At 38.3% G+C, this 17771-nt stretch carries 21 protein-coding genes; 15 read left to right on the top strand and 6 right to left on the bottom strand.

Annotation, left to right across the window (positions count from 1 at the left end):
- The first annotated feature begins 66 nt into the window (after positions 1 to 66).
- The 3 genes from CCC20_RS05360 (at position 67) to CCC20_RS05350 (ending at position 2059) form a co-directional block, all read left to right on the top strand.
- Positions 67 to 939, top strand: a complete 873-nt coding sequence (locus CCC20_RS05360; protein WP_287179433.1) for a YitT family protein — start codon at positions 67 to 69, stop codon at positions 937 to 939.
- Positions 940 to 1152: 213 nt separating this feature from the next.
- Positions 1153 to 1524: a TnpV protein gene (locus tag CCC20_RS05355; protein WP_270619784.1), complete on the top strand. Its 372-nt coding sequence runs from the start codon at positions 1153 to 1155 to the stop codon at positions 1522 to 1524.
- Between the two features lie 91 nt (positions 1525 to 1615).
- Positions 1616 to 2059 (top strand): restriction endonuclease subunit S domain-containing protein, encoded by a 444-nt coding sequence (locus CCC20_RS05350; protein WP_181965468.1) that lies wholly within the window; start codon positions 1616 to 1618, stop codon positions 2057 to 2059.
- Here the strand turns inward: CCC20_RS05350 and CCC20_RS05345 are convergent.
- The 5 genes from CCC20_RS05345 to argS all read right to left on the bottom strand — a co-directional run bounded on the left by CCC20_RS05345 (position 2010) and on the right by argS (position 6582).
- On the bottom strand, positions 2010 to 2528 hold the full coding sequence (locus CCC20_RS05345; protein ID WP_287179432.1) for a hypothetical protein: 519 nt from the start codon (positions 2526 to 2528) through the stop codon (positions 2010 to 2012). The two genes, CCC20_RS05350 and CCC20_RS05345, sit on opposite strands and share 50 nt — an antisense overlap.
- Positions 2525 to 3349 carry a CPBP family intramembrane glutamic endopeptidase gene (locus CCC20_RS05340; protein ID WP_270619789.1) on the bottom strand — a complete coding sequence of 275 codons (825 nt, stop codon included), beginning with the start codon at positions 3347 to 3349 and terminating at the stop codon, positions 2525 to 2527. Before CCC20_RS05340 ends, CCC20_RS05345 begins: the two co-directional genes overlap by 4 nt.
- Before the next feature lie 4 nt (positions 3350 to 3353).
- Positions 3354 to 4241 carry a helix-turn-helix transcriptional regulator gene (locus CCC20_RS05335; protein WP_270619791.1) on the bottom strand — a complete coding sequence of 296 codons (888 nt, stop codon included), beginning with the start codon at positions 4239 to 4241 and terminating at the stop codon, positions 3354 to 3356.
- A 244-nt stretch (positions 4242 to 4485) separates the two neighbouring features.
- Positions 4486 to 4779, bottom strand: coding sequence for a bacteriocin immunity family protein (locus CCC20_RS05330; protein WP_270619793.1), 294 nt, complete (start codon positions 4777 to 4779; stop codon positions 4486 to 4488).
- 111 nt (positions 4780 to 4890) lie between these two features.
- Positions 4891 to 6582, bottom strand: a complete 1692-nt coding sequence (gene argS / locus CCC20_RS05325) for an arginine--tRNA ligase (protein WP_270619794.1) — start codon at positions 6580 to 6582, stop codon at positions 4891 to 4893.
- A gap of 190 nt (positions 6583 to 6772) precedes the next feature.
- Here argS and argR point away from each other — a divergent pair, with 190 nt between their 5' ends.
- The 5 genes from argR to ruvA all read left to right on the top strand — a co-directional run bounded on the left by argR (position 6773) and on the right by ruvA (position 12775).
- Positions 6773 to 7210 (top strand): arginine repressor, encoded by a 438-nt coding sequence (argR, locus tag CCC20_RS05320; RefSeq protein ID WP_003066930.1) that lies wholly within the window; start codon positions 6773 to 6775, stop codon positions 7208 to 7210.
- Entirely contained in the window at positions 7207 to 7563 is a 357-nt protein-coding gene (locus CCC20_RS05315) for a YlbF family regulator (RefSeq protein ID WP_003066927.1), read from the top strand. Before argR ends, CCC20_RS05315 begins: the two co-directional genes overlap by 4 nt.
- Positions 7550 to 10120 (top strand): DNA mismatch repair protein MutS, encoded by a 2571-nt coding sequence (gene mutS, locus CCC20_RS05310; protein ID WP_287179427.1) that lies wholly within the window; start codon positions 7550 to 7552, stop codon positions 10118 to 10120. Before CCC20_RS05315 ends, mutS begins: the two co-directional genes overlap by 14 nt.
- Positions 10121 to 10236: 116 nt before the next feature.
- Positions 10237 to 12180: a DNA mismatch repair endonuclease MutL gene (gene mutL / locus CCC20_RS05305; protein WP_287179425.1), complete on the top strand. Its 1944-nt coding sequence runs from the start codon at positions 10237 to 10239 to the stop codon at positions 12178 to 12180.
- Position 12181: 1 nt separating this feature from the next.
- Complete coding sequence (ruvA, locus tag CCC20_RS05300) at positions 12182 to 12775, top strand: Holliday junction branch migration protein RuvA (protein ID WP_287179424.1); 594 nt, start codon at positions 12182 to 12184, stop codon at positions 12773 to 12775.
- Positions 12776 to 12854: 79 nt separating this feature from the next.
- Here ruvA and CCC20_RS05295 read toward each other — a convergent pair whose 3' ends face one another.
- Complete coding sequence (locus tag CCC20_RS05295) at positions 12855 to 13706, bottom strand: helix-turn-helix domain-containing protein (protein ID WP_270619799.1); 852 nt, start codon at positions 13704 to 13706, stop codon at positions 12855 to 12857.
- Between the two features lie 146 nt (positions 13707 to 13852).
- Here CCC20_RS05295 and CCC20_RS05290 point away from each other — a divergent pair, with 146 nt between their 5' ends.
- From CCC20_RS05290 to CCC20_RS05260, 7 genes are all read left to right on the top strand, one after another.
- Positions 13853 to 14029, top strand: a complete 177-nt coding sequence (locus CCC20_RS05290; RefSeq protein WP_003066916.1) for a hypothetical protein — start codon at positions 13853 to 13855, stop codon at positions 14027 to 14029.
- Between the two features lie 60 nt (positions 14030 to 14089).
- Positions 14090 to 14260: a hypothetical protein gene (locus tag CCC20_RS05285; protein ID WP_231729898.1), complete on the top strand. Its 171-nt coding sequence runs from the start codon at positions 14090 to 14092 to the stop codon at positions 14258 to 14260.
- A 69-nt stretch (positions 14261 to 14329) separates the two neighbouring features.
- A complete protein-coding gene (locus CCC20_RS05280; RefSeq protein WP_003066911.1) occupies positions 14330 to 14611 on the top strand; it encodes a hypothetical protein in 282 nt (93 codons plus the stop codon).
- A complete protein-coding gene (locus CCC20_RS05275) occupies positions 14569 to 14778 on the top strand; it encodes a hypothetical protein (RefSeq protein ID WP_231729899.1) in 210 nt (69 codons plus the stop codon). The genes CCC20_RS05280 and CCC20_RS05275 overlap by 43 nt, the downstream gene beginning before the upstream one ends.
- Positions 14779 to 14827: 49 nt before the next feature.
- A complete protein-coding gene (locus CCC20_RS05270; protein ID WP_048790985.1) occupies positions 14828 to 15001 on the top strand; it encodes a hypothetical protein in 174 nt (57 codons plus the stop codon).
- Between the two features lie 159 nt (positions 15002 to 15160).
- Positions 15161 to 16351: an MFS transporter gene (locus CCC20_RS05265; RefSeq protein ID WP_048790986.1), complete on the top strand. Its 1191-nt coding sequence runs from the start codon at positions 15161 to 15163 to the stop codon at positions 16349 to 16351.
- A 131-nt stretch (positions 16352 to 16482) separates the two neighbouring features.
- Positions 16483 to 17742, top strand: coding sequence for a competence/damage-inducible protein A (locus CCC20_RS05260; protein ID WP_003066899.1), 1260 nt, complete (start codon positions 16483 to 16485; stop codon positions 17740 to 17742).
- Positions 17743 to 17771: the final 29 nt, after the last annotated feature.

Here is a 17771-nt window from a genome sequence, read left to right as displayed (position 1 = left end):
CAGCTTCTTTGTTTATGGCGTTATAATTTACAAGACGCAGAAAATTTTGTTTTGGAGGTATGAGACATGGTTCGTGAAAAGCTTGGACAAATAAGAAGTTTGGTGTTAATTGCCATAGGTGTAGCAATTTATACTTTCGGTTTTGTCAAATTTAATATGGCAAATGCTCTTGCTGAAGGTGGGGTTGCGGGTGTAACCTTGATTGCCCATGCTCTTTACGGAATCAACCCTGCTTATTCGTCACTTATTTTGAATGTTCCTTTGTTCATTCTAGGGGCTCGAATTTTTGGACGAAAATCGCTAGCACTAACTATTTATGGCACTGTTTTGATGTCATGGTTCATCTGGTTTTGGCAACATGTGCCGATTCAGATTGTTCTCGAAAATGATATGATGTTGGTTGCTGTCGTTGCTGGTTTATTTTCTGGTGTCGGTAGTGGCTTGGTCTTTCGTTACGGCGCTACAACGGGCGGAACAGATATTATCGGACGCGTTATCGAAGAAAAATTCAGTTTCAAACTTGGTCAGACACTACTTTTTGTCGATGCCGTGGTTCTTACAGCGTCGCTGGTTTACATTGATTTACAACATATGCTTTACACGTTGGTAGCAAGCTTTGTTTACAGTCAAGTTCTGACAATTGTCCAAAATGGTGGTTACACAGTGCGTGGCATGATTATTATCACACAAAAATCTGAAGAAGTTGCGCAAGCTATTCTTAATGGCATTAATCGTGGGGTTACTTATTTGAATGGTCAGGGGGCTTACTCTGGAGATGAGAAAAATATTTTGTATGTGGTTTTAAATCCAGGTGAAGTCCGTGATGTTAAAGTCATTATGGCAGATTTAGACCCAGATGCTTTTATCTCAATCATTGATGTTGATGAGGTTGTGTCATCTGATTTCAAAATTCGACGAAAAAATTATGATAAATTGTAATTAATAACGAAAAGAAGAGGTGAATTTTGCTAACACCACATAAGGAAGTAACTTAAAATTTATAAGAATACAACTTTATAGGGCATTGCAAAGAACCGAGAAAGACTTTGACTGTAAAAGGTCAGAACCTTTTTCTATTTCTGAAATCCGCACATTCGTCTTTGGATTTTATATCAAGTATAATGAACCTACCAACTACGAGGAGGTTCTGATATGGGAACAATTTATGATGAAAACGGTGGAAGATACAAAGTTAATGGTAATTATTTATTACCTTGTTTGACGATTGGAAACACTGGCAAAAACAAAATCGGAATGTGGGGACAAAGGCACAAACGCTATCTGAAATCACATCATCGAATGCTTTATTGCAATCTTCTTACATCAGATAAGATCAACATTTACCTTGCCGATGTTGAGCGTCAGGCAGAGAATTTATTTGAACAGACAGTAAAATCATTTGCCGAGCGGGAGCAAGTTACAGAAAAACTCAAAGCAGGAAATATGATGTTGTGGGTGCGAAAGATGAATAATATTTGCAATCGAGCAACAGAAATCGTTAATGAACAAGTAATTTATAGATGAGAAAAAGGCACAACTTACGGAGAAAAATCCGCTGGTTGTGCCTTAATTTTATTTGTTAGATTAAAATGTATAAACTTAGCGAGCAGACCATTTGGATAAACACAGTTTTCCAAACGGTAAAAGACTTGTTAGGGGCACCCTAAAACCTGATGATAATTTACATTATGAGAAATTCTCCGATGGCACGGTAAAATGTATCGAAGACGAAATACCTTTTGATGTACCTGGTAATTGGGAATGGGTGCGAATAAAAAAAGCTTGTGTAATAAATCCTCGCAATGGTATTGATGATAATACCGAAGTATCATTTGTTCCGATGGCGAATATTAAAGAAAGATACGCTAATAAATTTATATCCGATATTAGAGTCTGGAAAAAAGTAAAAAAAGGCTATACACATTTTGCCGATAATGATATAGGCATCGCAAAAACTCTTCCTCACAAACAGCGAATGTGTTGCCCACAAGCGATGAACTGCATTTTTATTAGCTCTGTTTTCTATGCTCCAACTCCGCACCGTAACGAACAACCATAGCGATTAAAATAAGGCAAATGCCCAGCGTAATGCTGCCTGCATCGTCAAATCTGTTCCAATCCGAAAGATTGATTTTATCGTAGATACCGTCTGTAATTGCCGCAGATACAACCGCCAATACAATTTGCATAATTCCGAGCTGCTTTATTCTGTCTGCACCTGCGTTTGTAAAAGGCGTTCCTTCTTTTAGTTCCGCTGTAAAGTAGCGATAAACAAATGCCGTAAAAATGCCGCTAAGCAGCAAAGAGGTAGCCGCAGCAAGCAAAGTTCCTATAAGCTGTCCCTTGGTTATTTCAGCCACAGCGGACAGAAAATGAAGAAATCGGTTTTCCAGACTTAACACATCCGCTGCCACAAGAGCTGCCACGATTGCTGTCAAAGCTGTACCCACGATTGCAAGTATCAGAATGATTTTCGAGAGTGTTTGCAGTACCCGCATTCCTTTCTGGATTTTCTCTAAATTGCTCATTGTTCTATTTTCCTTTCCTTGCTTTCCGTATTTTTCAAAAGCTTTTCAGCAGTCTTATTTCTTACAAGCACGGCAATCGGCGTAATGACCAGATACAAGGCGGTCAAAATCTCAAAGAAGCCGATATCCGCATCCAGAAACACATAAAAGATATTAAAGCCGAAGTGCAGCAATACCGAATAGATCAGGTTGTTATCTCGCTCCAGAAAAATATTCATCAGGATTGTGATGGATGTAATCACAACGATATTGGAAATGATATATGGAATCGCTCTCCAGTCGGTAAAATCAGAATCCACCACCCATAACAGAGTATGCCAGAAGCACCATACCAAGCCCTGACAGACAGAGGATTTCAGAAAGCCGTACTTTTTATTAAACTCCTCCCGCATAAAGCCACGCCATCCCAATTCCTCTCCGGTCGGTCCGGAAGTCAGGGAGAGGAAGATACTGAGCGGCAATGCAGTGCTTCCCGGATTGATGTAGGATAGCATTGATTTTCCTGTTATAACGGAATAAAGGAACAGTGACAACGCACTAATACTAAAGGTGATAGCAAAAGAAAGCAGCAGCGGGAGCAGCTTTACTTTCCCGGAAAAGCATCGCTTCACAAAAGCCGTCCTTGTTTCGTCAGGTCTGAAATATTTCCACCCAAGTAAAAGCAGGTAGGTTGGCGACCATGCGATAAGATTTCGCACGATCCACATAATGACAGGCGGCGCATGGAATACCAGACTGGTTGCGCCTGCTACGAAAATAATGAGTATCCAGACGAGGATATAGGAGCTGATGATATATTTTTTCAGGTAATTTGCTTTCATCTCGTCAGCCCCTGTTCCCATTTGCACAGATGACAAGCTCACTTTTAATACCGTTCAGCTCAATGATATTTTCGGCGTCAGGTGTATCAAAGCGTTCCGCTTGCTGTCCGTCTTTTTCATAAGATATGCTTGTTCCGATACCCTTTGTAACGGCTGTAAATACGGCATTCTCCGAGATACAAATTTTTGAGGTTGCGGATACCTGGTTAATGTCCACCTCACCGTTTAAGGGACGGCAGACTACTTCCATATCAAGATTACAATTGATTTCTACCGTGCCGGAAACCTCCTCCAAAGCAATATGCGGCGTCTTTACGTCAAGCTCTATGCTGTCACATTCCAGAGAACGGATTTCTACGGTTTCCGCGTTGACAGCGCATTCGATCTTCCAGATATAAGGAGAAGGAATTTGGACAAAGATGCTGACATCTTCCTTTGCTGTTGCCTCAGATACACCGTTTCGACGGTTTACATCGACATCAATTCTCTTTCTGATGTCGTCAATTTTGACCTTAAAATCATTTTGGAGTGTGGAGAGCGTATTGGATACCAGACGGATGTGGATTTTCTCGCTCTCGCAGCCAGACAACACAAATTTCTTTGCCCCGCCAAACTTCATATCGAATCGTTTCGGCTCGTCAATATCATACTCGGTGATGCTTTCAAACAGATAATCCGTCGGCTTTTTTGCTCCCTTTTCATTAGAAAGCAATTCGTCCATAGAAATATCAAACAGCGCCGAGATTGCCATTACATTTTCAATATCGGGGATGCCTGCGTCTGTTTCCCATTTTGTAACTGCCTGTCTTGAAACGCCGAGCTTTTCGGCTAACTGCTCCTGCGACAGTCCTGTCTGCTTGCGCATGGATTTCAGTTTCTCTGCAAGTGTCATATACCTGTGACCTCCTTAAATTGATTGATGGCCTCACCTGATATGAAGCCTACCCGCCACTCAGCGGATGCTTATTGACAGACTTAAGTATAGGAGAACGGATTTTGCATTGCAAGCATGCAGGGATTACATTTCGGCTTTTCCTGCTACTTTGCGTAGCATTTTTTAATTTACTTCCATTTTGCAGACTCTATCTCTTTCTGCTTGAAAGTTTGAGCATATGTTACAAGCCTACCCTTTTTTGTTAGGGGTGAAATAGACTACCTAGCATGATAGCTAAAGCGGCATTCACTTTATATTTTTCAGGACTGTCAGCAACTTCGTTGTAAAGTGCTGTGATTTCAGATTCTGTTTTGAGATGATGTGTTAGTAAATGTTGAGAAATGGCATGCGCCAGTTTTGTACGTGTCAACTGGTCATTTTCATTTTTTTCTAAATCCTGCGCTACTGCAAAAATATCTGCTTTCAGTGGCTCGTTATCTGGTAGGCTAGCATAGGCTTTACTAAGTTTTTGCATTAATTGATTTCCTTTTTCCATAAACAAAATCTCCTTGGTTGTTATGCTCACAGTTTATAATTTTGATAGAAAAAGATCAAGAAAAAAAGAACGGAAAATAATCTCGTTCTCTTTGCTTTTATAAAGAAATAATTACATTTCGTTTGGTGCTTCAACACCGAGAAGACGGAGCGCTTCTTTTAGAACAGTTGCAGTAGCGTAGCTAAGTGCTAGGCGGCTATCACGTTCTGGGCTTTCATCAAGGATACGTGTGTGTGCATAGTATTTGTTGAAGCTTTGGGCTAGATTGATAGCAAATTTTGCAACAATAGAAGGTTCAAAGTTGTCAGCGGCACGTTTGATGATGCGTGGGAAGTCTTGGATAAGTTTTACAATTTCCCAGCTTTCAGTATCATCAAGACTGTAAATTTGGTTGACAGATGGTGTAAACTCAGCTTTACGAAGAATAGATTGGATACGTGCGTGTGCATATTGTACGTAAGGTCCAGTTTCACCTTCAAATGATACCATAGCATCAAGGTCAAAGTCATAGCCATTCAAACGGTCTGTTTTCAAATCGTAGAATTTGATAGCACCGACGCCAACAGCGTGAGCGACTGCTTCCTTGTCAGCAAGGTTAGGATTTTTAGCATTGATTTGGTCTTCAGCGCGTTTGACAGCTTCGGCAATTGTTGGTTCAAGAAGGATAACATTACCTTTACGAGTTGACAGTTTTTTACCTTCTTTAGTAACAAGTCCAAATGGAACGTGAGTAATATCTTCATTCCATTCAAATCCCATTTCGTTAAGAACGGCTTTCAATTGTTTGAAGTGAGCTGATTGTTCGTTACCAACGACGTAGATGGCTTTGGCAAAGTCATAAGTACGTTTGCGGTAAAGAGCGGCAGCCAGGTCACGTGTGATGTAAAGTGTTGCACCGTCAGATTTTTTAATCAATGCTGGATGTTCGATACCGTATTTTTCAAGGTTAACAACTTGAGCACCTTGAGATTCTTCAAGAAGACCTTTTTCAGTCAAGATATCGACAACTTCATCCATTTTATCGTTGTAGAAAGCTTCACCGTTAAAGCTGTCAAATGAAACACTAAGTTCATTGTAAAGGCGGTTAAATTCAACAAGACTTTCGTCACGGAACCATTGCCATAGTGAGATAGCTTCTTCGTCGCCTACTTCCAATTTACGGAACCATTCGCGAGCTTCTTCATCAAGTTCTGGTTGTATCTCAGCTTCAGCGTTGATACGAACGTAAAGTTTCAAGAGTTCGTCGATTGGGTGAGCTTTAACAGCTTCTTCGTCACCCCATTTTTTGTAGGCAACAATCAACATACCGAATTGTTTACCCCAGTCACCGAGGTGGTTGATTTTAACAGCTTTATAACCAAGTTTTTCAAAAATATTAGCCAAGCTATCACCGATAACGGTTGAACGAAGGTGTCCAATTGAGAATGGTTTAGCAATGTTTGGGCTTGACATATCGATAGCAACGTTGCGACCTTCTCCTAAATCTTGACTAGCATAGTCGCTTCCGTTTGCAATAACTTGACCTAAAACATCAGCAGAAATGCTTTTCTTATCAAGGAAGAAGTTGATGTATGGACCGACAGCTTCGATTTTTTCAAAGCCAGTTGCATCCATTTTTTCGGCAACATCAGCAGCAATCATTTGGGGTGCTTTGCGAAGGATTTTTGCTAATGAGAAAGCAGGAAAAGCAAGGTCACCCATATCAGAATTTTTTGGAATTTCAAGTAGATTAATAATTTGTTCTTGGTCTAATTCTGGAACAATATTTTGAATGCGTTCAGCAATTGTACGTTTTGTATCCATGAGTTTCTCCTAAATTAGTTAGTCATATTATTTTAACATAAAAATAAGAAATAAACGAGATTAGCTGAAAGAAAACATTTGAAGCAGTAAAAAATAAGTTATCATAAGGAAAACAGCGCAAAAGAGAGATGAAAAATTTTCTTTTTTTTGGTATAATTTTAAGGATAAATATACACAAAGGGAAAGTTATATGAATAAAATAGAACGTCAAAATCGAATCAAACGTTTGATTCAATCAGGTCATATTGGAACACAAGAAGAAATCAAGCGTCATTTGCAAGAAGAAGGGATTAGTGTCACTCAAGCAACCTTGTCACGTGACCTTCGTGAGATTGGTCTTTTGAAATTACGTGATTCATCAGGTAAGCTTTATTATAGTTTATCAGAAACATCAGAGACAACTTTTGGTGCTAATATCCGCTCATATATTTTGAAAGTTGCTCGTGCTGGGTTCATGCTTGTTCTTCATACTAATCTTGGTGAAGCAGATGTTTTGGCAAACTTGATTGATAGTAGCGACATTCCAGAGATTCTTGGAACGGTGGCAGGTGCGGATACTTTGCTTGTTATCTGTAAAGATGAAGAGACAGCTCAAGCATTTGAAAGAGACTTATCAACGAGCTTATGAGTAAGTACGACCAAGCAGTGGACAAGTTAGTTCAAGCTATTCAAAAGCACGATAGTGTGCAAGAATTTCAAAAAGTAGAACAAAAAATCAAAACTTTTCCAGAACTTGACAGTCTTGTTGACGATATGAAAGCTTATCAGCAGGAGGCTGTGCTTTATCACAAGATTGACAAGTTAGTGGCTGAAGAAGCAGCAGGAAAACAAGCTGACCAGCTACAAAAAGACTTATCGGATCTCCCGATTGTCAAAGATTATCGTAACAAGATGCAAGATGCTAGTGATTTGGTTCAATACATCACGAAAAACTTGGAAACGAAAATTAACGAGGAGTTAACTAATAATGACAAAAGATAAAATTTCTCCAGGCATGCAACAGTATTTGGACGTAAAAAAAGATTATCCAGATGCTTTTTTACTTTTCCGCATGGGAGACTTTTATGAATTATTTTATGATGATGCGGTTAAAGCTGCACAGATTTTAGAGATTAGTTTAACTAGTCGTAATAAAAATGCTGACAATCCAATTCCAATGGCAGGTGTGCCTTATCATTCTGCGCAACAATACATTGATGTATTAGTGGAAATGGGTTACAAGGTGGCAATTGCTGAGCAAATGGAAGACCCAAAACAAGCCGTCGGTGTGGTTAAACGTGAAGTCGTTCAAGTGATTACGCCAGGGACAGCTGTCGATTCCTCTAAACCAGATAATGCTAACAATTTCTTGGTGGCTATTGATTCTGATGGCAAAAACTTTGGTTTGGCTTATATGGATGTGTCAACGGGTGAGTTTTACGCGACAAGTTTGTCTGATTTTACAAGCCTAAAAAGTGAGATTTTAAACCTCAAGGCTCGTGAAATCGTGGTTGGTTATGACCTTTCTGAAGATGAGCAACACAGCTTGGTTAAACAACTCAATCTCTTATTATCGTTTGAGCAAGAGCGCTATGAAGATGTGCATTTGATTGACCCGAATTTAACAGCGTTAGAGATTTCTGCTGCTGAAAAATTACTTCAATACGTTCATACGACACAAAAACGTGAACTCAGTCACTTGCAAAAGCTGGTTCACTATGAAATCAAAGACTATCTACAAATGTCTTATACGACAAAATCAAGTCTTGATTTGCTAGAAAATGCCCGCACAAGCAAGAAGCACGGTAGTCTTTACTGGTTGCTTGATGAAACTAAGACGGCTATGGGGATGCGTTTGTTGCGTAACTGGATTGATCGTCCATTGGTTAATCAAGAACAAATTGAGGAACGCCAAAATATTGTCCAAGTTTTCTTAGACAACTTCTTTGAACGTAGTGATTTGACGGACAGTCTAAAAGGCGTTTATGATATTGAGCGTTTGGCTAGTCGTGTGTCATTTGGAAAAGCCAATCCAAAAGATTTGCTTCAACTTGGTCACACTTTGGGACAAGTGCCAACTATTAAGGCTATCTTGGAATCTTTTGATAGTCCTTACCTTGACAAGCTTGTCAACAGCATTGACACTTTACCAGAGCTAGAGTCATTGATTAGCTCTGCTATTGACCCAGATGCTCAAGCAGTGATTACGGAAGGAAGTATTATCAGAACTGGTTTTGATGAAACTTTGGACAAATATCGTAAAGTCATGCGCGAAGGGACAAGCTGGATTGCTGAGATTGAAGCCAAAGAACGTGCGGCAAGTGGTATTACAAACCTAAAAATTGATTACAATAAAAAAGATGGTTACTATTTCCATGTAACAAATTCTAACCTTTCTTTGGTGCCAGATTACTTCTTCCGTAAAGCAACTTTGAAGAATTCAGAGCGTTTTGGTACGGCAGAATTAGCTAAAATTGAAGGTGAAATGCTTGAGGCGCGTGAGCAATCAGCGAGTCTGGAATACGATATTTTTATGCGCGTTCGCGGACAAGTTGAGCGTTACATTACTCGTTTGCAAGACTTGGCTAAGGCGCTTTCAACCGTTGACGTTTTACAAAGTTTAGCCGTTGTTGCAGAAAATAATCATTATGTTCGTCCAACATTCAACGATAGCCATGAGATTAAAATTGAAAAAGGTCGTCATGCGGTCGTTGAAAAAGTCATGGGAACGCAAGAATATATTCCTAATACGATTACGTTTGATGCCGATATCAACATTCAGCTTATTACTGGTCCAAATATGAGTGGTAAATCAACTTATATGCGTCAACTTGCCTTGACCGTTATTATGGCTCAAATGGGGTCTTACGTAGCTGCTGAAAGTGTCAATTTACCAGTGTTTGATGCGATTTTCACGCGTATTGGTGCGGCAGATGATTTGATTTCAGGACAGTCAACGTTTATGGTGGAAATGATGGAAGCTAACCAAGCTATCAAACGTGCAAGTTCTCAATCCTTGATTCTTTTTGATGAGCTAGGTCGTGGTACAGCAACCTATGACGGTATGGCTTTGGCGCAATCAATCATTGAATATATCCATGATCATATTGGTGCAAAGACCATGTTTGCAACCCATTATCATGAGTTGACAGCTTTGTCAACGATCTTGACGCACCTTGTCAATGTTCACGTTGCGACTCTTGAGAAAAATGGTGATGTGACTTTTCTTCATAAAATTGCAGAAGGTCCAGCAGACAAATCTTACGGGGTTCATGTTGCAAAAATTGCTGGTTTACCAGAAGAATTATTACAACGTGCGGACAGTATCTTGACAAATTTAGAATCAGGTGCTGCGCAGCTTCAATTGACCCCTGAGGTGGAAGCTGAGCCAATTACTATAAAATCAGAAGTAGCAGAACCAGTGGCAGAGCAACTAAGTTTATTTGCTGATGACTCATCTAATCAAGAAGTGATTAAAGTACTCAAAAAAGTGGATTTGATGAATTTAACACCAATGCAAGCCATGAATGTTATTTATGAATTAAAAAATATGTTGTAACAATAAGAGGCAGTCTTAAAGAAGATTGCCTTTTTAGTTTGTGTTATAATAGAGGATAAACAAGCAAGAATGAAAGGAATAAGGCTGCCTTTAAAAGGCTTGCTAATAAATAAATCATGAGTAAAATTATTGAGTTGCCAGAGGTTTTGGCTAACCAAATTGCAGCGGGTGAAGTTATTGAACGACCAGCTAGCGTTGTCAAAGAATTGGTGGAAAATTCGATTGATGCAGGGAGCAGCCAAATCACCATTGAAATTGAAGAAGCTGGTTTAAAGAAAATTCAAGTGACAGATAATGGCGAAGGAATTGCTCAAGATGATGTTGCGTTAAGTTTACACCGCCATGCCACAAGTAAAATTAAAAATCAAGCAGACCTTTTCCGCATTAGGACGTTAGGTTTTCGTGGCGAAGCGATACCGTCAATTGCCTCCATTAGTCATTTTACAGTCAAAACAGCAACGGCAGATGAAAATCATGGAACGTTGCTAGTAGCCAAAGGTGGTGAAATCGAAAAACGAGAACCGATTTCTACACCCGTTGGAACCAAAATTACGGTTGAAAATCTCTTTTATAATACGCCAGCACGTCTTAAATACATGAAAAGCCTCCAATCCGAATTAGCTCATATTGTTGATGTGGTGAATCGTTTGAGCTTGGCGCACCCAGAGGTGGCTTTTAGCTTGATTAATGATGGTCGTCAAATGACAACAACATCTGGTACTGGTGATTTGAGACAAGCAATTGCTGGTATTTATGGGCTTAATACGGCTAAAAAAATGATTGAGATTTCGAATGCTGACCTCGATTTTGAAGTGTCTGGTTACATTAGTCTGCCAGAATTGACACGAGCGAACCGAAACTATATTACGATTTTGATTAACGGTCGTTATATTAAAAACTTTTTGCTCAATCGTGCGATTTTGGATGGTTATGGTTCAAAATTGATGGTGGGACGTTTTCCGATTGCTGTTATCGACATTCAAATCGACCCTTATTTAGCTGATGTCAATGTTCACCCAACGAAGCAAGAAGTTCGTATTTCAAAGGAAAAAGAATTAATGAGCTTAATCAGCTCTGCTATTGCAGAGAGTCTGCGTGAGCAAGATTTGATACCTGATGCTCTAGAAAATCTGGCGAAATCAAGCACACGTGGGCTTCCGAAACCAGAGCAAACGAGCTTGCCGTTGAAACAAACAGATCTTTATTATGATAAAGAACGTCGTGATTTCTTTGTCAAGTCAGATACGGTTGAAGAGCAACCAGTACAGTTATTCAATGAGGTTGACAACTATGTCAAGGAAGTTGACAATCAGTCATCGGTGAAATTTGCACAGCGCTCAACTGTAGAACATCAGGGGGCTGATGACCACGATGAGCTTGATTTTAAAAATAAAAGCAAACTCAATAAGATGATTGAAAATCTGGATAGTGAAGAAGCATCGACATTCCCAGAATTAGAATATTTTGGTCAAATGCACGGGACTTATCTATTTGCACAAGGAAATGGTGGTCTTTATATTATTGACCAGCATGCGGCGCAAGAACGTGTTAAATATGAATATTATCGCGATAAAATTGGAGAAGTTGATGACTCTCTTCAACAACTTCTTATGCCATATTTATTTGAGTTTTCAGGAGCTGATTTTATTAAGCTTCAAGAAAAAATGGAGCTGTTGAATCAAGTTGGGATTAACTTGGAACCCTATGGTAATCATACCTTTATTCTCCGTGAGCATCCTATTTGGATGAAAGAAGAGGAAATTGAGACAGCTGTTTATGAAATGTGTGACATGTTGCTGTTGACAAATGAAGTATCAGTGAAAAAATACCGTGCCGAACTGGCTATTATGATGTCATGTAAACGATCAATCAAGGCTAATCACACACTGGATGATTATTCAGCACGTCAGTTGATAGTGCAATTATCTCACTGTAAAAATCCTTATAACTGTCCACACGGACGCCCAGTACTTGTCAACTTTACCAAGTCAGACATGGAAAAAATGTTCCGTCGCATTCAGGAAAATCACACAAGTTTAAGAGAGTTAGGAAAATACTAAAATGTACGATTATATCAAAGGAAAATTAACCAAAATCACAGCTAAATATATTGTTGTCGAAGCAGGTGGTTTGGGCTATATTATCAACGTTGCCAACCCTTATAGCTTTTCAGATTTGATGAACCAAGAGGTGCAAGTTTATCTTCACCAAGTGGTGCGTGAAGATGCTCAATTGTTATTTGGGTTTCACACAGAAGATGAAAAAGCAGTCTTTCTCAATTTGATTTCGGTTTCTGGGATTGGTCCGACAACTGCGCTAGCCATCATTGCGGTAGATGATAATGAGGGCTTGGTCAATGCCATTGATACAAGTGATATCAAGTATTTGATGAAATTCCCAAAAATTGGTAAAAAAACTGCTCAACAAATGATTTTGGATTTGGATGGAAAATTTGTCGATGTTTCTGTGGAAAATGGCAAAGCTTCTCAGACAAAAACAGTTGCCAACGAGCAACTTGAAGAAGCTATGGAAGCTTTATTGGCGCTTGGTTACAAAGCAGCAGAGCTTAAGAAAATTCGCAAGTTCTTTGAAGGAACAAATGAAACTGCAGAACAATACATTAAATCAAGCCTTAAAATGTTGATGAAAGCTTAATTTAAAGCTTTTTTGGCTATTGTTTCACATGAAACACTCCTCAACTTATCAGTTGGGGAGTGCTTTTATATGCTTAAATTTACTTGTGCTTTGCTACTTCTTGTTCAAGTGCTTCAAAAATCTTTTCTCCTTTTTCGGTTAAGTGCAGTAGAGACATTCCTTTATCAATTAAGCTATTATCATCACGACAACTGCCAAGGCGGACTTGCGCAATTCCTAAAAAGTCATAGCGTTTTAATTCCTTAGCAAGTTTTAGGGCTTCTAGAGAAAATGTTTCACATTCTTTGGTTTGATGATTGTCCAGATAAATGCTTGCGAGATTGGTTAACAAGGTCAATTGCAACGGCTTGATGTTGTAAAGGTCGGTGTATTTGACTAAGTTAGTTAAAATTTTGGGAGTGATTGTTTTCAGAGTCTCTAGTGGAAAATGGTAAAGAATTGTTAATAGTAATTTGAAATCATTCTGATACCAAGTGTTTTGTTTTTCAAGATAATGCCAAATTTTCTGAGTTGTTTCTTGAAAGGTAGTATCTTTTGATTCCCCACTAAATTCTCTTACGTGGATAGTAACAGTTAGTCTGTCAAGAAGTTGTTGAATCGGTATGTCATAGTGTATTTGAAGATATTCTTGACATTGTCGTTTGAGAGATAAGAGCTCGGTGTTGTCGGTAATTGATAGATTATTATTAGCGATATTTAATAATTTTTGACGTTCACTTGGCTGATAGACGTTGCAAATGTATTCAAATTCTTCCAAGTTCATGTTGATTTGCTGGAGAAGAAAAATGAAAGTATCAAATTTAGGGATAACTTGACCGCCTTCGATACGAGCCAGGGTAGAGCGGGCGAGCATGTCATCACAAATTTCTTCCTGTGTTAACCCCTTTGATTGCCGAATATCCTTATAAACTTTTCCAAAAACCCAACGCATATCCTAATCTCCTAAAAAATTTGTGTTACTAAACGCTACAAAATGTTATGTTGAGTTGTTTTTATTGTATCATATAAGTATATATTTAAAAAATAATGTATAGTCAAGATTAAATTTGGCATAGATGTGAAAGGAGAACTATTAGGATGAAAAAGTATTTTCCATTTGTAATTATAATTGCATATATTATCAGTCTCTTTTTGCCGTATGCGTCTGGTATTTCAGTTGAAAGTTATCAGTTAACGACTATTTCAGGGACTTCATTTTTGAAAAATCATTGGCTTGTTGCTAGTATTTTGATTGTTTTGCTACTGATTTATTAATGGCGTGGCAAGCAATCGTTAGTGGTTGGCAATGTTCTCCTTGTTTTAATTGGGGTATTCTTGTTGTATTTTTATCTGATTCCATTTATCGGTGCTTTTGGCGAAAGTTTTATGTCAGGACTTCGACTCATCAGGGATACACTAGCGACTAGCTTAATGATTGGTTATTATTTATCTGCTCTATTTGCTTTTGTGGGATACTTTTGGCTCATTAAAAAACGCCGTAAATAATGTTACTAAACGCTACAAAATGTTATTTTACTTTATTTTCGGTGTATGATAGACTAAAGGAGGTTTTATATGGTGAGAAAGAATATTATTATATCACTTTCAGCTTTTGCCTTATTAGGCGCATTTGGTGCTAGTTTGACAACAAAGCAAACTTCGGTTCAACCAACTAAGGTTGTGACAGCTGATACTAAAGATACAGTCGTGAAACAACAATCATCAGTTGATGACGAGGTGGCACAGATTAGTAATACAACTATTCGAGAATTTGTTCAATACTTTAGAGCCACTGGTGAAAATCCAGATGAGTTTTGTCTGATGACAAATGTATCGTTGTCATTGATGATGGAATAACACCCGCAGATAAAGCACTAGTAATTGGCTATTCAGCTGATGATGCAGAATCAACAGTTGTTGGTAGTTTGACAACTGAAGAGGGTACGATTACTTTTGACACTAGTGTCCCAATCCAATCCGCAACAATTGCTGAAATCAAAGCAGCCGCTGCACAATATCAATAAAAGGAAAGCTGGCCATTAGTGATTTGGTCAGATTTTATAGGTGAAATGGATGAAAAAAGAAGAAAACTATGTCAAATGTTTTTTAATACTACTAATTCTCCTTGTTTTAATCATTTCTGGTGTTTTAACCATGAAGTCTGGTCGATTGCTATTTCTTTTTGAGGGGATAGGGTTAAGCCTAGGTGTCGGTGTTACTTGCTTCTATTGGCAGAAACGGCATTGATGAGGTTTACATGGTTGTCAATTAGGTGTAAACGTGGTGCTAACTGCCAAAAAGATTGTTTTTCTGGTTTAGTTTAAAGTTTCAAATAAATCTTGACATCATCGGGAAATAAGAGTATCCTGTAAAGAAAAATTGATATGATGAGGGTAGGTGGGAGTTATGAAAAGTATTACTAGGAACACTTTTGTTTACCTTTGGGCAAATTTTTTAGTTACGGTGGCTTATTCCATGCCGCACTCGATTTTAACGGTTATTCTATTGTCAAAAGGGTTGAGTTTGTCGCAGATTTTGATTGTTCAATCAGCTTATAGTATTGCGATTGTTCTGTTTGAATTTCCAAGCGGGTTGATTGCAGACAATTATTCCCGCAAAAATATTTATAGTCTATCAAAGTTATTTTTGATAGTGATGTTTTTGATTGTCCTTTTTAGTAACAATTTTTACCTTATCTTCGCTGCTTGGTTTTGCTATGGGATTGCTTCGGCTTTGGATAGTGGAACGCTTGATGCCTACATTATCAATCAATTAAAAATAGCTCATCGTGAGGACGACCTTCGAAAATTTCTAGCGCTCAATAATCGTTTGGAAATTGTTGGGCTTTTATTGGGAAGTAGTCTGGGTGGTGTTCTCTATCTAAGCATTGGTATCAATATTTATGTTTTAGGTATCGCCTTTTTAGTGGCTTCAACTCTTGTGACATTTTTCTTTTTCAATGAAAATCTAAAAACTACGACACTAGAAGAGAGCCATGTTTCTGTTTTAAAACAGCAGATTACAGATAGTTTTATCGAGTTAAGAAAGCAACCACGACTGGGTGTTATTCTGATTTTTGATTTCTTGACGCAAATCTTTTTTCAAACTCATTTTCAGTTGTGGCAATCGTTTTTCCTGAGTAAAGGTGTGGATACCAAATATTTTCCAGCCTTTTACATCGCTTTTCAAATTATCACGCTGTTTTCATATTCTATCAATATGGATGGGATTAAAAAATACGCAGGGCTTATTAAGTTTTGTCTGTTGATTATTTTTCTTCCTTTGACCTTCCTTTCAAAACACCTTTGGGTGTTATTGCCAGCTTATTTTATTTTCATCTTTGTTTTTTATGTCATTGAATTTATTTTGAATTATTATTTCAACAAAATGGTGTCAATTGACAATATCTCGTCTCTTGTTTCCTTTAAATCGACCATTAGTCGCTTGGGAAGTATTTGTTTATTGTGCCTTTTGAGCTTAATGGTAAAAGTATTTGCTGTTGAAAAAGTCATGGCAGTCAACTTTATGGCATCATTACTTTTCTTGTTTTTACTAGTCATTATATGGTTAAGAAAACAGCCTAAGTTGACAAAGTAGTAAAGTAAGTTGACAACATATTAAACTAATATTTTCTCATTAAAATCTGGCTTTGTAGCAAAAAGCAGCAAATTTGTTGCTTTTTTTGATAGAATAAAACTAAATTACGAATAGATAAGTAGGTGGCAATTATGAAAGCTGAAATCATTGCTGTGGGAACAGAAATTCTAACAGGACAAATCACAAATACAAATGCTCAATTTTTATCGGAAGAATTTGCCAAGTTAGGAATTGATGTGTTCTTTCAAACAGCTGTTGGTGATAATGAAGAACGTCTTTTATCAGTTATTGATTTAGCAAGCAAGCGAAGTGAATTAGTTGTCTTATGTGGAGGGCTTGGTCCGACAGAAGACGATTTAACAAAACAAACGTTAGCAAAATATTTGGGACGCGATTTAGTCTTTGATGAACAAGCTAACAAGCGTTTGGACGAATTTTTTGCGACACGTCCGCAGTTTGCTAGAACGGCTAATAACGAACGTCAAGCACAGCTGATTGAAGGGTCAATACCGTTGCAAAATAGCACTGGTTTGGCTGTTGGTGGCGTGCTAGAAGTAAATGGCGTGACCTACGTTGTTCTCCCTGGACCACCGAGTGAATTAAAACCAATGGTATTGGATTCTCTAGTGCCTTTGTTGTCTGGAGACCATAAGCAGCTTTATTCACGTGTGTTGCGTTTCTTTGGGATTGGTGAAAGCCAGTTAGTGACCGTCTTGGCAGATTTGATTGATAACCAAACAGACCCAACGATTGCTCCGTATGCGAAAACAGGTGAGGTGACACTTCGTTTATCAACCAAGGCAGATGATGTGACGTCAGCAAAAGCGAAATTGGATGCTCTAGAGCATAAAATTCTAGCCAAAAAAACATTAAATAGTATTCCTCTTGAACAGTTACTTTATGGCTACGGTGATGATAACAATATGGCGCGTGTTGTTTTTGATTTGTTGAAAGAAAAGCACAAAACTATTACAGCTGCAGAAAGTTTGACCGCAGGGCTATTCCAATCTAGTATCGCTGATTTTTCAGGGTCATCTGCAGTATTTAATGGCGGATTTGTGACGTATAGTATAGAAGAAAAATCAAAAATGCTTCACATTCCTCTTAAAGATTTGCAAGAACATGGTGTAGTAAGTCACTTTACAGCTGAAAAAATGGCAGAGCAATCACGTTTATTGACAGATGCTGATTTTGGTATCGGTTTGACAGGTGTTGCAGGACCAGATAGCTTAGAAGGACATCCAGCAGGAACAGTTTTCATTGGTATTGCGACTAGAGAAAAAGTTCATTCTATTCGTGTTGTTATAGGTGGGCGAAGCCGTTCAGACGTCCGTTATATTGCTACTTTATATGCTTTCAACTTAGTACGTCAAGCTTTATTACAAGGCTAAAATTTGGTATAATGGAGTTAGTATCTCGA

The sequence above is a fragment of the Streptococcus sp. LMAG:39 genome (assembly GCF_008680485.1).
Taxonomy (GTDB): Bacteria; Bacillota; Bacilli; order Lactobacillales; family Streptococcaceae; genus Streptococcus; species Streptococcus pasteurianus.
This window is presented reverse-complemented; position numbering and strand designations above follow the sequence as displayed.

Coding starts and splice junctions, on each gene's coding strand:
- CCC20_RS05265 (WP_048790986.1), top strand. CDS start 15,161: ATGAAAAGTATTACTAGGAACACTTTTGTTTACCTTTGGGCAAATTTT.
- CCC20_RS05290 (WP_003066916.1), top strand. CDS start 13,853: ATGAAAAAGTATTTTCCATTTGTAATTATAATTGCATATATTATCAGT.
- argR (WP_003066930.1), top strand. CDS start 6,773: ATGAATAAAATAGAACGTCAAAATCGAATCAAACGTTTGATTCAATCA.
- CCC20_RS05315 (WP_003066927.1), top strand. CDS start 7,207: ATGAGTAAGTACGACCAAGCAGTGGACAAGTTAGTTCAAGCTATTCAA.
- mutL (WP_287179425.1), top strand. CDS start 10,237: ATGAGTAAAATTATTGAGTTGCCAGAGGTTTTGGCTAACCAAATTGCA.
- CCC20_RS05345 (WP_287179432.1), bottom strand. CDS start 2,528: ATGAGCAATTTAGAGAAAATCCAGAAAGGAATGCGGGTACTGCAAACA.
- ruvA (WP_287179424.1), top strand. CDS start 12,182: ATGTACGATTATATCAAAGGAAAATTAACCAAAATCACAGCTAAATAT.
- CCC20_RS05280 (WP_003066911.1), top strand. CDS start 14,330: ATGGTGAGAAAGAATATTATTATATCACTTTCAGCTTTTGCCTTATTA.
- CCC20_RS05360 (WP_287179433.1), top strand. CDS start 67: ATGGTTCGTGAAAAGCTTGGACAAATAAGAAGTTTGGTGTTAATTGCC.
- CCC20_RS05355 (WP_270619784.1), top strand. CDS start 1,153: ATGGGAACAATTTATGATGAAAACGGTGGAAGATACAAAGTTAATGGT.
- argS (WP_270619794.1), bottom strand. CDS start 6,582: ATGGATACAAAACGTACAATTGCTGAACGCATTCAAAATATTGTTCCA.
- CCC20_RS05270 (WP_048790985.1), top strand. CDS start 14,828: ATGAAAAAAGAAGAAAACTATGTCAAATGTTTTTTAATACTACTAATT.
- CCC20_RS05330 (WP_270619793.1), bottom strand. CDS start 4,779: ATGGAAAAAGGAAATCAATTAATGCAAAAACTTAGTAAAGCCTATGCT.
- CCC20_RS05340 (WP_270619789.1), bottom strand. CDS start 3,349: ATGAAAGCAAATTACCTGAAAAAATATATCATCAGCTCCTATATCCTC.
- CCC20_RS05260 (WP_003066899.1), top strand. CDS start 16,483: ATGAAAGCTGAAATCATTGCTGTGGGAACAGAAATTCTAACAGGACAA.
- mutS (WP_287179427.1), top strand. CDS start 7,550: ATGACAAAAGATAAAATTTCTCCAGGCATGCAACAGTATTTGGACGTA.
- CCC20_RS05335 (WP_270619791.1), bottom strand. CDS start 4,241: ATGACACTTGCAGAGAAACTGAAATCCATGCGCAAGCAGACAGGACTG.
- CCC20_RS05295 (WP_270619799.1), bottom strand. CDS start 13,706: ATGCGTTGGGTTTTTGGAAAAGTTTATAAGGATATTCGGCAATCAAAG.